Origin of the sequence: Acinetobacter piscicola, from assembly GCF_002233755.1 — a bacterium.
Taxonomy (GTDB): domain Bacteria; phylum Pseudomonadota; class Gammaproteobacteria; order Pseudomonadales; family Moraxellaceae; genus Acinetobacter; species Acinetobacter piscicola.
Window position 1 is genome coordinate 307,767 of the sequence record NZ_KZ268704.1, and the last position, 15,494, is coordinate 323,260.

At 35.3% G+C, this 15,494-nt stretch carries 15 protein-coding genes; 8 read left to right on the top strand and 7 right to left on the bottom strand.

Annotated features, from left to right (window positions below; translation table 11 throughout):
- Window positions 1-34: 34 nt before the first annotated feature.
- A complete protein-coding gene (locus tag CDA10_RS01355; RefSeq protein WP_089603722.1) occupies window positions 35-832 on the bottom strand; it encodes a hypothetical protein in 798 nt (265 codons plus the stop codon).
- Between the two features lie 165 nt (window positions 833-997).
- Here CDA10_RS01355 and metG point away from each other — a divergent pair, with 165 nt between their 5' ends.
- The 3 genes from metG (at window position 998) to CDA10_RS01370 (ending at window position 5,679) form a co-directional block, all read left to right on the top strand.
- Complete coding sequence (gene metG, locus CDA10_RS01360) at window positions 998-3,055, top strand: methionine--tRNA ligase (RefSeq protein WP_089603723.1); 2,058 nt, start codon at window positions 998-1,000, stop codon at window positions 3,053-3,055.
- A 62-nt stretch (window positions 3,056-3,117) separates the two neighbouring features.
- A complete protein-coding gene (locus tag CDA10_RS01365) occupies window positions 3,118-4,662 on the top strand; it encodes an LA2681 family HEPN domain-containing protein (protein ID WP_089603724.1) in 1,545 nt (514 codons plus the stop codon).
- A gap of 45 nt (window positions 4,663-4,707) precedes the next feature.
- On the top strand, window positions 4,708-5,679 hold the full coding sequence (locus tag CDA10_RS01370) for an MBL fold metallo-hydrolase (RefSeq protein ID WP_089603725.1): 972 nt from the start codon (window positions 4,708-4,710) through the stop codon (window positions 5,677-5,679).
- Between the two features lie 41 nt (window positions 5,680-5,720).
- Here the strand turns inward: CDA10_RS01370 and CDA10_RS01375 are convergent, their stop codons facing one another.
- A complete protein-coding gene (locus tag CDA10_RS01375; RefSeq protein ID WP_171333929.1) occupies window positions 5,721-6,302 on the bottom strand; it encodes a LysE family translocator in 582 nt (193 codons plus the stop codon).
- Between the two features lie 305 nt (window positions 6,303-6,607).
- On the opposite strand from CDA10_RS01375, the gene CDA10_RS01380 reads away from it, so the two are divergent.
- Window positions 6,608-7,060, top strand: coding sequence for a DIP1984 family protein (locus CDA10_RS01380; RefSeq protein WP_089603727.1), 453 nt, complete (start codon window positions 6,608-6,610; stop codon window positions 7,058-7,060).
- A gap of 205 nt (window positions 7,061-7,265) precedes the next feature.
- Here CDA10_RS01380 and CDA10_RS01385 read toward each other — a convergent pair whose 3' ends face one another.
- From CDA10_RS01385 to CDA10_RS01395, 3 genes are all read right to left on the bottom strand, one after another.
- Window positions 7,266-7,448 carry an NF038215 family lipoprotein gene (locus tag CDA10_RS01385; RefSeq protein ID WP_089603728.1) on the bottom strand — a complete coding sequence of 61 codons (183 nt, stop codon included), beginning with the start codon at window positions 7,446-7,448 and terminating at the stop codon, window positions 7,266-7,268.
- A gap of 305 nt (window positions 7,449-7,753) precedes the next feature.
- A complete protein-coding gene (locus CDA10_RS01390; protein ID WP_089603729.1) occupies window positions 7,754-8,386 on the bottom strand; it encodes a hypothetical protein in 633 nt (210 codons plus the stop codon).
- 97 nt (window positions 8,387-8,483) lie between these two features.
- A complete protein-coding gene (locus CDA10_RS01395; protein ID WP_228704578.1) occupies window positions 8,484-9,134 on the bottom strand; it encodes a D-Ala-D-Ala carboxypeptidase family metallohydrolase in 651 nt (216 codons plus the stop codon).
- Window positions 9,135-9,343: 209 nt separating this feature from the next.
- On the opposite strand from CDA10_RS01395, the gene CDA10_RS01400 reads away from it, so the two are divergent.
- The 3 genes from CDA10_RS01400 (at window position 9,344) to CDA10_RS01410 (ending at window position 12,284) form a co-directional block, all read left to right on the top strand.
- Entirely contained in the window at window positions 9,344-9,895 is a 552-nt protein-coding gene (locus CDA10_RS01400; protein ID WP_089603731.1) for a TetR/AcrR family transcriptional regulator, read from the top strand.
- A 216-nt stretch (window positions 9,896-10,111) separates the two neighbouring features.
- Complete coding sequence (locus CDA10_RS01405) at window positions 10,112-11,011, top strand: 1-aminocyclopropane-1-carboxylate deaminase/D-cysteine desulfhydrase (protein ID WP_089603732.1); 900 nt, start codon at window positions 10,112-10,114, stop codon at window positions 11,009-11,011.
- Window positions 11,012-11,084: 73 nt separating this feature from the next.
- Window positions 11,085-12,284: a BaiN/RdsA family NAD(P)/FAD-dependent oxidoreductase gene (locus CDA10_RS01410; protein ID WP_089603733.1), complete on the top strand. Its 1,200-nt coding sequence runs from the start codon at window positions 11,085-11,087 to the stop codon at window positions 12,282-12,284.
- Window positions 12,285-12,409: 125 nt separating this feature from the next.
- Here CDA10_RS01410 and CDA10_RS16860 read toward each other — a convergent pair whose 3' ends face one another.
- Both CDA10_RS16860 and CDA10_RS01415 read right to left on the bottom strand, forming a co-directional pair.
- Window positions 12,410-12,583 carry a hypothetical protein gene (locus CDA10_RS16860; protein ID WP_167374933.1) on the bottom strand — a complete coding sequence of 58 codons (174 nt, stop codon included), beginning with the start codon at window positions 12,581-12,583 and terminating at the stop codon, window positions 12,410-12,412.
- A gap of 106 nt (window positions 12,584-12,689) precedes the next feature.
- Window positions 12,690-14,324: a mechanosensitive ion channel gene (locus CDA10_RS01415; protein WP_089603734.1), complete on the bottom strand. Its 1,635-nt coding sequence runs from the start codon at window positions 14,322-14,324 to the stop codon at window positions 12,690-12,692.
- A gap of 730 nt (window positions 14,325-15,054) precedes the next feature.
- Between CDA10_RS01415 and CDA10_RS01420 the strand changes: the two genes are divergently transcribed.
- Window positions 15,055-15,477 carry a hypothetical protein gene (locus CDA10_RS01420; RefSeq protein WP_089603735.1) on the top strand — a complete coding sequence of 141 codons (423 nt, stop codon included), beginning with the start codon at window positions 15,055-15,057 and terminating at the stop codon, window positions 15,475-15,477.
- The last annotated feature ends 17 nt before the right edge of the window (window positions 15,478-15,494 follow it).

A 15,494-nucleotide genomic window follows, 5' to 3' on the forward strand; every position in this document is an offset into this window, starting at 1 on the left:
GTGAAGTTTGAAAGTATCGGTATTGATAAAAATTTTAAGACCTGATCGAACTCATAAAACTGATTGCTGCAAACAACCAAATAAACAGCACAAAACTACGTCCCTGATTAAAATGATTCATATCGGTGCCATGTAAAATGTTATGACGAGTCATCGTCACAGTTGAACTGCTGTCCATTTTATATGCAGATAATTCTAGAAAATAATGATTCAACTCATTGGCAATCTTAGCCTTATGCCACAAACTTTTAATTTCATGTCCCTTTAAACCGGGTACGATTTTATAAACATCCACAAACTTGGTGTCATGTTGTTTTAAATAACCATTTTGAAGCAATACATCGGTCAGTAAACCTTCCAATTGCGCATACAAAAGTGGAATACATCCTGCAAAAAGCTTTAATTCATAGAGCTTTAATGCTTCTTCTATCACTTGACGGCGTTGTATTTTGGACTCACCTATTTCTAACTCATCAAAAGCGTTGAGTAGTTCAGTTTGGAAAAACTCAGCATTGATCACGTCTAACAAATTAAACTGAGATAGATCGTCAACGTTATGAATTTTTTTCCAAAAATGTAATAAATTCAAAGCATCATTGGCAACTTTTGCACCTACTGGCTGGTCTAATTCATCGGCAAGCACATTAAAATAAGGCTCTTCTTGTGCAAGCCTTTGTAATATCTCAATTAAGTATTGATGTTCGCTCTCAGAAATTTCATCAAGATAATCTCCTGCTGCTTTGAGAATATTATTCTCTCGCTTTTTAGACTGCTGATTTTGCGGAATACGGGTTACAGCTTGATCATCTTCAAAATATTCATCATCAATCATTGATTTGTCGCTCTTTGGCATTACGCTCTATTGTTTATCATAATGAATCGACATGACATAAAAAGCTACTTTTGAAAAGAATTCACTTATTCTTTTGTGCAACTTCATAGCAATTGAGCTAAAATCATTGCCCTTGCATTAACTTTGAGAAAGAGAGTTATATCCGTGCGAAATATTTTAGTCACAAATGCCCTTCCATACGCAAATGGTCCAATTCATATGGGTCACTTACTCGGCTACATCCAAGCAGATATCTGGGTTCGTGCCATGCGTGCAATGGGACATGACGTGACTTATGTATGTGCGGATGATGCACACGGTACAGCGATCATGCTCCGTGCAGAAGCGAATGGTATTACCCCAGAAGCGCAAATCGCCAATGTTCAAAAAGAACATATCCGTGATTTTGATGGTTTTGGTGTACATTTCGACCACTATGATTCAACCAATAGTGAAGAAAATAAAAACCGTTCTTCTGAAATTTATATCAAAAACCGTGAAGCAGGCAATATTGCAATTCGCCCTGTCACGCAGTTATTTGACCCTGAAAAAAGCATGTTCCTTTCAGATCGTTTCATTAAAGGCACGTGCCCAAAATGTAAATCTGAAGATCAGTACGGCGACTCATGTGAAGTGTGCGGTACAACTTATAATGCAACTGAATTACTGAATCCACGTTCTACTTTAAGTGGTGCGACACCTGTCGAAAAATCATCTGATCACTATTTCTTTAAACTGCCTAATTTTGCAGAATATTTACAGAAATGGACACGTGATGAAGGTCGTTTACCTGTTTCAATCGCCAACAAACTAGATGAATGGTTTGAGAATGGTTTAAACGATTGGGATATTTCACGTGATGCACCGTATTTCGGTTTTGAAATTCCAGATGCACCAAACAAATATTTCTACGTTTGGGTTGATGCACCAATCGGCTATATGTCGAGTTTTGAAAATTACATCAAAGCCAAACGCCCAGAACTGAACTTTGAAGACTATTGGAAAAAAGATTCTAAAAATGAGGTTTATCACTTCATTGGTAAAGACATCGTGTATTTCCATGCATTGTTCTGGCCTGCAATGTTGGAAGGTGCAAACTACCGCACACCGACTGGTTTGTTTGTGAATGGTTTCTTGACTGTAAATGGTCAGAAAATGTCGAAGTCACGTGGTACATTCATCAAAGCTGAAACCTATTTACAGCACTTGAATCCTGAATATTTACGTTATTACTTTGCGTCTAAACTGTCTGATAAGGTTGAAGATTCAGATTTAAACTTAGATGACTTCGTACAAAAAGTGAATTCAGACTTGGTGGGTAAAGTTGTGAATATTGCGAGCCGCTGTGCAAAATTCATTAACAGTAATTTTGAAAATAAATTATCAACTGAATGTGCTGAACCTGAATTGGTTCAAAGCTTTATTGACGCTGGCGAATCTATCGCTCAAGCTTATGAAGCACGTGAGTTCTCTGCTGCTATTCGTGAAATCATGGCGCTTGCAGATAAAGCTAACCAATATATTGATGAGAAAAAGCCTTGGGCATTGGCGAAACAAGAAGGTCAAGAACAGCAAGTTCATGACGTGTGTTCTGTTGGTATTAATTTATTCCGTCAATTGGCGGTTTACTTAGCACCTGTATTACCGACTTTGGCGGCTCAAGTTCAAGACTTCTTAAAACTTGAAAGCTTTGATTTTGCTTCAACTAAAACCATTTTGGTGAATCATGAAATTGCGTTATTTCAACCGTTAATGCAGCGTGTAGACCCGAAAGCAGTTGCAGCGATGGTTGATGCTTCTAAAGATTCTTTAGCTGCTGCGGCAGAACCTGTAAAAGCTGAAAAGAAAAAAGAGAAGAAAGCCGAGAAGAAGCCTGAGCCAAAAGTGGGTGAGGCAGAAGTGATTGGCATCGAAGACTTTATGAAAGTTGATCTTCGTGTAGCAGAAGTACTTGAGGCAGCGCATGTAGATGGTTCTGACAAGCTTCTTCAACTCACTTTAAATGTTGGCGAAGCTGAACCACGTAATGTGTTTAGTGGCATCCGTGAGTTTTATGCACCTGAAGACTTAAAAGGTAAATTGGTGGTCATGGTCGCTAACCTTGCACCACGTAAAATGCGTTTTGGTATTTCGAACGGTATGGTACTCGCTGCGGGCAATGGTGAAGGTGTTTGGGTGATTTCACCTGAAACTGGCGCTAAAGCGGGTGATAAGGTTTCTTGAGGTTTAGACACTTATAAAAAGCCCTGCTATATTTAGTAGGGCTTTTTTATAAAAAATTCAAAATGAAACTGGAACTACAAAAAATTAATGAAGCGATAAATGCTATTTCTAACTCTATTGATCAATGTGAATGGAGTGAAGCTTTATTTGGTTCTGAAATAATGTTCAGTGAGTTAGAAAAACATGAGACATCAACAATTAAACTTCACCTTCTATTTAATTTAGCTGGGCAATTTATAGATGTGGGTTCATCTTTAAAAAACGAAATCGCAGTAAATAAAGGTCTTGAAATTTTAGAGCAAAATTATGAACATTATGAAAAGGAGTTCGGTAACAACTTTTTTTATAATTTAGCTAATGCAAAGATTAGTATTGCAAATAATTTTGGACATAAAAACAGTATTTTAAACTACAAGGAAAGCCAATTATATAGTGAAGCAAAAAACCTATATTGGCAGGTGTTTAAAAATATTGATAAAGAAATAGACCCAAACCTTTACTATCAAAATTTGATAAATTTAGCTAATGTATTAAAACAACAATATCGCTTCTCTGAGGCAATGTATATCTATGAAAAAATGATCCAAACAAAATTAGACTATCCTGAAGCTTTTATCAATAGAAGTACATGCTTAGAGGATTTTGATAAACTCCTTGATCATCGTAATGGAAAAATGATTCAAGAAATTGTAAAGGGCTATGAATTTGCATATCTCTCTGCTTTTACACCTACGAGCTATAAACCATATTACTTTCATAGAATTGAATTCCTAAGATCTCAAATTCCTGATTTTGATGAAGATGATGATAAAAATAAGAATCTTGAAGAACTAGCAGAGATGTCTCAATTTAGACAATGGTGTATTTATGAAAATTTAACTCTAAATATCCATGGTATGTACTGTTCATGTATTTCCAACGAAAGAGATGATTTAACTTTATTACAAGAAGTAATTTCCTCAGCGGATATTCTCCAATATGAACAATATTTGAATCGAATGAAAGCTGAATTTTCATTAATGCGTATAATGCTTTATGAATCTAAATTCATAGACAGCTCAAAGTTCGACTATGAAAGTTGTTATTCTGAATTATATGATCAAGAGATAATTAATATAAAATCTGAAAGATTAAGAACTTGCTTCAGGTTGTGTTTCTCAATATTAGATAAGTTAGCTATATTTTTATGTCAATACTTTTCATTTAAAATTGAAAAAAACACTGCTTTTAATAATTTTTGGCGTCAAAATAAAACTATTTTGGAAAGCAAAGAAAATTTTGCATTAATTGCTATTAATAGTATTATTTGTGATCTTAATGAGCAAAATGGACAATTTGGTTTCTATAAAAACTGGAGAAATGCTCTTGAACATCATATTTTATTTCTAGTTCCAGATACTTTCGAACTCTCTAACGATTCTACGCATACTTATGTAAAAATCACTGACTTCGAAAATAGCCTCCTAAATTTAATTCAATTAACAAGATCATCTATATTTTCAACAGTATTTGCAATTGTTGAGGATCTGCGTCAGAAAATGCCAGATGATAAAAATAATTCTATTGAAATAACAATCCATAAAAAAGAGTTTAAAGGTTCTCCATGACATGCTAAAAAATAGATAATTCAACAAATTTGAGAACTTTTAACAATGAATAAAATCCTCATATCCGCTTTAATAAGCTCAACTTTCTTTAGTTTTACAGCATTTGCAGGTACTCTTCCTCAAACTTCGATCCAATCACAAAAACAAGTTTCAGGCTACTATCAACATCAAGTCGGAAATACTCAAATCACCGCTTTGCTTGATGGAACAAATTTTATATCCCCAACCTTATTTCAAAACATGCCTCAAGATCAGGTACATAAAATTCTTAAAAAGTACCATGCAGATCAAGCCAAAGGCGTACAAACCTCAATAAATGCTTTCTTGGTCAATACAGGTCAATCTTTGGTTTTAGTCGATAGTGGTACTGCGGATTGCTTTGGAGCACATTTGGGTTCTGTTCTGAAGAATTTAAAAGCTGCGGGATACCAACCTGAACAAGTCAATACCATTTTACTGACGCACTTACACCCCGATCACTCATGTGGTGTGAGTAAAAATGGTGTTTCGAATTATCCAAATGCCACAATTTATGTCTCTGAAAACGAAGCTGATTATTGGTTAGATCCCAAACAACTACAAAAAATCCCGAAAGATCAACAAGCAAAATATACGGGTACTGTTCCTAAAATTAAAGCGGCACTTGCCCCATACCAAACCAAGAAGCAATTTAAAATATTTAAGCTTGGGGATAAAATTGATGGTTTTGAAGTAATCAGTACACCCGGACATACTCCAGGCCATTTTAGCTACAAACTGAAAACTTCAGATGAAGATGTGATTTTTATTGGAGATATTGTGCATTCACATACCGTTCAGTTTGATCGACCTGAAACGGCGATTGATTATGATATAGATCCTAAAGCAGCCGTTCAAACACGCTTAAAACAATTTGCTGACTATGCAAAAAATGGGCAGACCATCGCAGCGCCACACTTACCATTTCCTGCCATTGGACACATTTATTCAGCTGATGGCAAAAGCTATCAGTGGATTCCTGTGCATTTTAAGGATTGACCCTTAAATAAATTATCTTCCTTTGCGATGAGGTAAAACTGTTACTTCATCCCAAAAATTAACTTCAACCCAAGTACAGTCATTACCCCACCTGCAATACGGTCAAATATTTTTTTAGATTTTAAATAAACCTTACGAGGGCCTTCCGCTGAAAGTGCAACTGCCACCAATGAATACCATCCTGCATCAATAAAAAAACATAAAACAGGCAAGACAAAATAATAATAGGTTGGAATTTCTTTCGGCAAAAGTGCAGTAAAAACACTGGCTAAAATAATCGCAATTTTAGGATTACTCAATTGAGTAATTAAACCCAAACGATAAGCATGCGCAAAACTCATCACCTGAGCTTTACCATCCATTTGTTGCATAGGCTCTTTGGCATGTTTAATAATTTTATAAGCCAGCCAAAGCAAATATAAACCACCACAGATTTTCAAAGCCAAATAAGCAGAAGGAACTGCCAATAAAATAGCCTGTAAACCCATTACAGCTAAAAGTCCAAACAAAGCAGCGCCAGTACCCGTACCCAAAGCTGTAAATAAGCCATGTTGACGTGAAATCGCAATAGAGTTTTTCGCTACATAGATAAATGTAGGGCCAGGACTAATCGCACCCAACATCAGAGCTAGAGCTATTGATCCTAAAACAATTAACGATTCCACTACGCATTACTCAGATAGATTTTTAGCAAAGCCGATTTTACCCTAAAAGTGCTTTTTTATATATCAATATTCAATCATTCTCATTTTAAGATTGGTAAATCTAAGAATCAAAATAAGGCAAAAAATTTCAATCGTTTAAATAAATGTCGACGTAATCACACATCGAATGCTTTCTTTTAAAATAGAAAAAGCATAAACTAGCCTTAATAATTAACTATTCCTAAAAAATAAATGTAATGAATCTAAAAAAATCCTCTAAAAACATGACTATTGCTGAAGCACTTTTACTTCGTATTGAGTTAACCACGAAACGAGATGCCTTACAGCAAAGGATCAATAATAATTTATTGATCAAGTCCGATGCGAAACTCAACGATGCACCACATATTTTGATTCGAGAAGCTTTTTCAGTAAATCGAGAAATCTATGAACTCACCAATCGCATAGAAGCAACCAATGCTGTAACAAAAACTATCCATGGCCGTAAAGTTTTAAATGTACTTGCAGATCGGAAAGCACTACTCAATCAGCAACGAATCATTCAGCAAGCGATTGATAAAATTAATGTCGATTATCATCTATACAAACAAGATGCATCATGGATTCATACCATTACAATGAATGATCTACAAAAACATTATGATGAGGTCACAGCGCAATTACACCAATGTAATTTAGAAATTTTTGCATCAAATTGGCAAATTGATTTAATTTAATCTGTCACTGAGCAAATACCTAAATTTTAACCCAATAGATGACAGCTGAGTTTCGGCAAATATACTTAGAAATATATGCTTTAGAGTTTTGAATCAAAACAAATTGAAAGTTATTTTTCTACATCTTTTTTTAAATAAGTTTTTCAAAAATCACCGTTAAATATACAAAGAGCATCAGGTTTGATGCTCTTTTCATTCAGAAAATTTAGTGTTCTGAATCTATGGTATTTTCACGTGTTGTAAGACGGTAATCTTTTTCATAAACAGGCATCCCTGCGATATGAATCGAACGGACTTCAGTTTTAGCTGAGCTCATTGGTGCTTTCTTCTCGCATCCTACTAAACATACAGCCAGTAAAACACTTAAACCGATGGATAGTTTATTCATCACATATCCTCTTTCCTTATTCTTATCTATTCAGCATAGCAGTTTTGTACAAAAATACAGCTATTTTTTTTGCAAAGCTAATTTATTTCCCACAAGGTTGAATTAATTCCCTTGTTTAATCTATGCCTTGCTTGTTTTATATGTTCAATAAAATTGACTATTTTCATTAAAAACAGTTTTATTCAAAATAAAATAACTACCACATGAAAAAATTAACAGCCTATAGAGTAACTGAATAGCGATCCAAGGCGACCAATGAAAAGTGAATTAAATATCAATCTTTTGAGAATATTTTCATAACCTTTTTAATTCATAATAATACGATAATCGGGCTGACAAGGTTTTTGAATCATCACGTATTGATTATCCATTTCACCCTCTAATTTCACATTATAATTAAAAGAAAAATCACCATTATCTTCAAAATTCGTACTATTTGGATAGGTGAACTGTTTAAACTGTGGAACTTTATGGTTTAAAACGAGATGCACACGCAGATCAGGCACACTATAAAACACTAAAGAATCAGGCATATTCTTTAGCCCTGATTCATACGTTACAAAGCAAGTTTTTGATTTATTGATTGCTAAGAAATTCGAATAATCTTTCTGATGGTTTTTATGATCAATGATTGTGAGAACATGACCGCCACCTGTTGAACCTAATTTAAACCCCATTAAGTTCGAATTAAATTGATAAACATGCGCTGTTTTTGACCAATTCGTAATAAGAACTTGTCGTTCCCCTTTAGCATCATACAAAACATAATCACATGAATAATTTTGATCACAAAACTCTTTTTGAATTTTCACTTGACCGGCTTGACCTAAAACTTTCGCGTTTGGATCAACTTCATATGCAGCATCTGCTTGCGCAAAAGCAAATGCACTGTTGGATAATATGACTGCGGATATAAAATACCGTCTTAAATTAAACATTTGAAATTACCCCATTTTTTGAATCTATCGCGATTATTTTATGTATTATCAAAACAATTAAAACACCCAAAACAATTGAGTCATCTTCAATATGATTTTAAATTTTCAAGCATGCTGAACTTGTAGATTTATAATCTTTGCCCCACGTTCGATAAGCTTGCGTATCTATGTGATAGCGATTATTGCCATAAACACCCAGCCCCATTTTAAAATGCTTACCTTCAACTTTCCAAAACTGACACATTCTTTTCAACAATAATTTACGATCACTGTCATTTATTTCTTTAGGGTCAAGCACATAAAAATCTACAGCAAAATTATGTAAATGCTTACTCTTTTCTGCACCATGTATACATTTATTTAATTCAGGACTGCGATAAATTGCAGTAATAGTGTATTGCTTAAAAAGTTCATTTCGATTTAATTTCTCAACCAACTGCAAACTGTTCACGACATTTTTCCAATAATGCTTAGGTGGAATCGCAAAACGTTTGGAATAGCATTGCTCAGGCATATAATTACGTGTTGTTGTTAACTCCATTAAGCTTGGTGGATTTCTCAGATATTGCGCCATAAATTGATAATACCCAGCCAATAATTCGGGATTTTGCTTCGCTTTCCATTGTTGAAATTGCTGCTGTAACTGCGTATCGCTTTTATTTTGTTGTATTTGCTGATGATCGGGTGGATTACATGCACTCAAAATGACAACAGAGGCGTAAAAGAATAAATTCCGACAATCATTCACATAATTTCTCTTTTTAATCAAAATCATCGTTATCACAGCAAAACTAACTCTAATTGTTTATTCATCATATTTATCTTTATATTGAAGCATTATTTTATCTAAGAATGCGTTGTTATTGCTTTAACTTACAAAAATAAACAGCGCACTATTTTACATCGGACAAAAATGTCCGTTAAATAAATATAAATACTCCAAGCGCTGCATTACTCATGCTCAAACGCCAACAACAAGCTGCTCAAAATCGTGAAGACTTGCTTGCAGCTGCGCTAAAAATCTTTCGTGAACAAGGTATTCGTGCACCCTTACAACTCATTATTGATGAAGCAGGTGTTGGGCGAGCAACTTTTTATCGAAATTTTCAAGATCGTCGTGCCTTGGTACTTACATTGATGGAGCAAGCTTTAAGTCGACTTGAAGAACGTGCTAAGAATTATGTCCAATATCCTGATGGTATGATTCGACTCATTCAAAATCATGTCGATAATTTGCCTTATTTAACAGCACTTACAGAATATTGGAGAGTTATCGATCGTGATGACCCTGCTTTGGTCAATATCTATTTACAGCGTGATCAAATTTTACAACCATTGATCGACCAAGCCATTGCACATAATGTCTGTCGTGCTGATTTGAGCACAAAAGATTATGCCTTGATTACAGGAATTCTCAGAACATCGTTTCAAGGAATGAATGAAGAGGAGCAAATCCAATTGGCAAAACGTGCTGTAGATTTACTGATCCATGGTATTAAAGCATCGTAGGTTTATAGATGGGCAAAAGCCTCTTTTACTAGTGGCGCAATCCATTTGATATGGTTTGCATAGGCCCAAATCAAAAAGGGCTCGAGTTCTTAAGACAAGAAATGTCTGTGATCACTTCTATTGATACAAACTCGAAATAAGTCAATGTTTAAATTGAATTTGAGTACAATACGATTTACTCGTATAAATACAGCTTGATTATTAAAGAATATGCATATGTTCGATCGTATTGCTCAAACGATTCCTTATCAAACTTTAAATCTTGACCTTCCTGTGCAAGTCACCATTAAACGCCTAGACCAAATTCACCCGCAAATCTCGGGTAATAAATTTTTTAAGCTCAAATACAATTTTTTAGCAGCACAACATTTAGGACTCAAACAAATTCTAACTTTTGGCGGTGCGTATTCCAATCATATTGCAGCGACAGCTTATACTGCTAAATTATTTGGCTTTCAAAGTATTGGAATCATTCGTGGTGCTGAGTTAGAAAATAAAACATTGAACTCAACCTTGGAATCAGCTCAGCAAATGGGTATGCAATTTCAATTCGTTTCACGTGAAAAATACAAATTAAAAGATACACCTGAATTTTTGGCTGATTTAAAACAGCAGTATCCTCTTGCTTATATCATCCCCGAAGGTGGAACAAATGCTTTGGCAATACAAGGTAGTCAAGAGATTTTAAATCAAGATGACTTACAAAATTATGACGTCATTTGTTGCGCCGTCGGGACTGGCGGAACAATCACTGGTTTGATTGAAGCCAGTACGGATCGGCACGCTATTCTAGGATTCTCGGCATTAAAAGGTAATTTTCTACAACAAGAAGTTGCTCAACAAACGGCTAAAAGCAATTGGAAAATTATCGATGATTACTGCTTTGGTGGTTATGCCAAAACAACACCTGAGTTATTTCAGTTTATTCAGACCTTTGAAGATCAACATCACATTCCCTTGGAACAGGTTTATACAGGGAAAATGCTCTATGGTATTTTTGACCTAATTTCAAAAGCTTATTTTGCAGAAAATAGTAGAATATTGGTCATTCATTCAGGCGGTTTACAGGGTCGGAAAATCCCTTCATTGATTTTAAATAACGAGAACAAAATTTAAGCTCAAGATTAGTTCTGAAAATTAACTCAAATTTGTCTATAATCCCCTGCTTTGACTTTTCATGAGTTTTTGCATGTCTTCCAACCAATACGATGTGATTGTCCTCGGCGCAGGTGCTTCAGGTTTAATGCTTGCAGCAAAAGCGGCTGCACGTGGTCGAAAAGTTTTGGTGGTTGAAAAAGCCAATAAGATTGGTAAAAAAATTCTCATGTCAGGTGGTGGAAAATGTAACTTCACCAATCTTTATATCGAACCTGAAAACTTTATTTCGCACAATCCACACTTCGTCATTTCTGCTTTAACACGCTATACCAATTGGGACTTTATTGGCATGGTTTGCGAGTATGGTATTGAATACGAAGAGCGTAAACATGGTCAGCTTTTTACCCTAAAAGGGGCAAAAGAAATCTTAGCCATGTTATTGAATGAATGTGAAAAGACCCATTTGGTCGATATCAAAACCAATTGTGAAGTCAAAGCAGTCTCACAAACCGATCCACAAGGTTTTCAAGTTGCAACTAACTTAGGCTATTTTCAAGCTGAATCTGTGGTCGTTGCTGCGGGTGGTTTATCTATTCCAACATTGGGTGGTTCTGATATTGGTTATAAAATTGCGAAACAATTTGGACACCATATTTATCCAACTCGTGCAGGTCTTGTTCCCTTTACATTCTCAGATCAATTTAAAGAAGTCACCACTCGTTTAAGTGGTAATGCTGTTGAAGCCACGCTTTCGAATGAACTGAATAGCTTTACCGAAGCATTACTCTTTACTCATCGTGGTTTAAGTGGCCCAAGCTCGCTGCAACTCTCCAACTATTGGAATGTTGGGCAAAGTTTTAAAATAGATTTCTTACCCGCTCATGATCTTTTCGAGTTTTTTAAAGCAAAAAAACAAACTCAACCTAAAGTTCTGATTCGTACTTTGCTCATTGAACATTTACCAAAAAGTGTGGTGATTGAACTACAAAATTTAATCTGGGTAGAATTTGCAGAAATAGCAATTGGGCAATTAAGTGATGAAAAGCTTGAAAGCATTGCCAATAAATTACATCAGTTTGAAGTTAAACCTTCAGGAACAGAAGGTTATCGTACCGCTGAAGTTACTCTAGGTGGTGTTGATACCACTGAAGTTTCATCAAAAACAATGGAAAGTAAAAAGCAAAAAGGTTTGTTCTTTATTGGTGAGATTTTAGATGTCACAGGTCATTTGGGTGGCTTTAATTTCCAATGGGCATGGGCATCCGCACACGCCGCTTCCGAGTATGTTTGATGTATTTATTTTCTAAAAATAAATTTTAAATCATAGTATTAGGCGGTTTTTAACGTTTTAAACCGCCAAGCTGATCTATATTCAAGTCCGCTACACATTCATCTATTGCAATTGAAAATGCAGATTTAATCTTGCAGCTCTTTTGAATGATCGACTTGCGCATTCTCTTGCTGAGCAACTTCGCTTTGTTGCTTATTCGATTTGGCAAAAACAAACTTATACGCACTGGCTAAAAATCCAATCGTAATTCCAGCAATAACAATTGGAGCAATGAATTTATTCGGCTGTTTGTTGGACATTATTTTTCTCCTCTATATTTGTACAATAACAATATATACGCTAAACAATCATAAAATAAAAAAGATCGATCAAATATCCTGATCGATCTTTTTGCAAAATTAAAGGTTATTTCGGGTCATTTTCATCATGATTGTGAGAATTATCCAATGTATCGTTCAAAGATTGGTACTCCGTTTCAATGATTGGCGCATCTGCTGTCACTTGCGTATTCTCTGCTAATGCATTATTCGACGGATCATTTGCTTTCTGGTTGAGCGGATTCGGTTGATTGGCTTGTCTTTTCGCTTTATCAATCAAATCCCCTAAAACCCGCTCCGCAGGCTGACGACCACCCAAACCAAAGGCTAAGGCAAATGCGACAGCAACTGAGCCTAAAGTTAAACCAAAGGCAAGATTAACAATAGAGTCTGCAATTCCCATTGCTCTTAAGCCCATAGCAATGACTAAACCCATGATCAGTATACGAACCAGATTCCCTAACCAACGAGAACTATTATATTCACCACGTTGCACCACATTTGCGACAATATTGGCTAACCAGAAACCAATCACAAGAATCACTGCACCTAATAAAATATTGGCACCAAAGTGAATAAACATTGCGATTAAACCGCTGACTTGTTCAAAACCAAGTCGATTCGCTGCTTCTGAAACAGCAAATAACATGGTAAAAATAACGATGAGATAACCGATAATACAAGAAACTTTGGTATCACCTAAAAACCGCTGGACGTCTAATTTTGTTGGAATTTCATCTACGCCTGTTCCTGCAACAACTTCAGCAACCAAACGTCCCACAAAACGAGACACCACATAGGCAACGATGAGAATCAACCCTGCCGCAATAATATGTGGAATGGCATACATGATTTCAGCCAACATCGCCGTGGCAGGTTGAGAAATCGCTTGGATACCCAAAGCTTCAAATGCAACGATTAACGACGTAATCATCACGATTGCGAAAACAAAAGAACCTAAAAACTTAGATAAGCCTTGATTGGAATTTTTAAATAAACCTACTTTTTCAATTTGAGCTTGCAAATTTAAACTGCTAATCAAGCCTTCAACAATACCGCGTACAATTTTTGCTAAGATATATCCAACAAAAACAATAACGCCTGCTATGAAAATATTAGGTAAATATGATACCGCTTCATTTAACATGTTTTGAACAGGAAGTAATAAACCTTCTAAACCCAATATTGATAAAACAATTGGCAAAAATAACAATAAAATAAGCCAATACACGATATCTGCAATATTTTGGGTAATTGGACTAACCCCCACATCAGCACTGAGTTTCTCATCTAATTGTGTTCGATCTAAAACTCGCTTTAGTCCAACTTTGACAAGATTTGCGATAATCCAGCCAATAAAACCGATTGCAACGGCGGCCAATAATTGAGGGATAAACAATAAGAATTGTTGAATCATCAGGCTAAACGGACCACTGACACTGGTTAAATTCAGCACATTTAAAGCACCAATCACTGCAATGATCATCACGATCCAAAATACGATTCGAGATAAAATATTTTCAATATTTGAGCGATGACCTGTCGCTGATGATAATTTCTGATTGGTTCCCAGTTTTTCGAGAACTTTTTTAACGCCCGCAGCAATAATTAAAGCAATAATCCAACCGACAATGAGAATGGCGACTGCGGCCAATATGGGTTGGAATTGATCCCAATAATACATGGCATCAAAATGCCCCCGTGTTTGTAAAATTTCATTCATTTTTTATTCCTCAAGCTTGAGATTTATATAGATTTATACTTCGTTGAGATTCACAAACATTCCAGACTCAATCTAAAATGCTGATCTGCTTTTTAATTCACCACACATTCACTGTATATTTTGATTATTTATTGTTCAATTTTAACTGCATAACTTCTACAAATATGACTCAAAATAAAGCATAAGTACCCTATTCACTCGCCTTAAACTATGAATCACTTACAAATTACATGTATTTTAATAAGGGCAAAAAAAATTATTTTTAGCTGAAAAAATTATTTTTATTCATAACAATCAAAAATTAAGACATTTTATGATTTGTATAAATTTATGATAAAGCGACATAAACAAAAACTCTAGCAATATAAATATGGCTAGAGTCGGTTAGATAAATCATTCTTCATTATCATGGGACTGATGTGTTCAGCACATCACACCCAATTGGCTATCATGTAAAGAAGCATCGCTACGAGAAATAACCCCACAAGAATAAGCATATAAACGGGTAAACGTTTCTTATGAGTGATTTCTTCTGCACTGGTTACATGAGATGGTTTGCTGAAATCGTGTCGCATAATTTCTACCTCCATCCATATGGTGTATATTTATATTAGCAAGTTAATCTGTTCAGTTGTGTAAAATATTTTAAACGAAAGTAAATTCTAGCATGAGCAGTTATCAACCGATAAATGAGCTATAATATGTACCCCATTTTTTGGCTATTGTAGATATGGCTTATCAACGACAAAGTGTCGTACTTGATTTAGAAACCGATGTCACACATCAATGCTATTTACATACTTCTCGTGACGAACATTTGATTGGTATTATTGAATTTAGTAAGCCGAGTTATGTGGTTAAATGGGGCGACTTAGAATATTTTCGTAGGCGTACAGATGAGTTTTCTGTCATGCCACTTCCAGATTGCGTGAATGCCATGATTATTGATATTCGCAATGTTGCTGCATTTTTAGATAACGAAGTACCGATTATTCCTTGGCGTTTAATTGAAGAAGACTGTCCCATTCGTTTAGTTGTACCACATGAACGTCTTGAACATTATGCAGGCCTTTTTGAACCAACTTGGTTAACCAGTGATATTGATACAGCGATTCAAGAATTACGTGAATTTATGGACATGTTTGTGCATTGATGGACAATGCACACAAT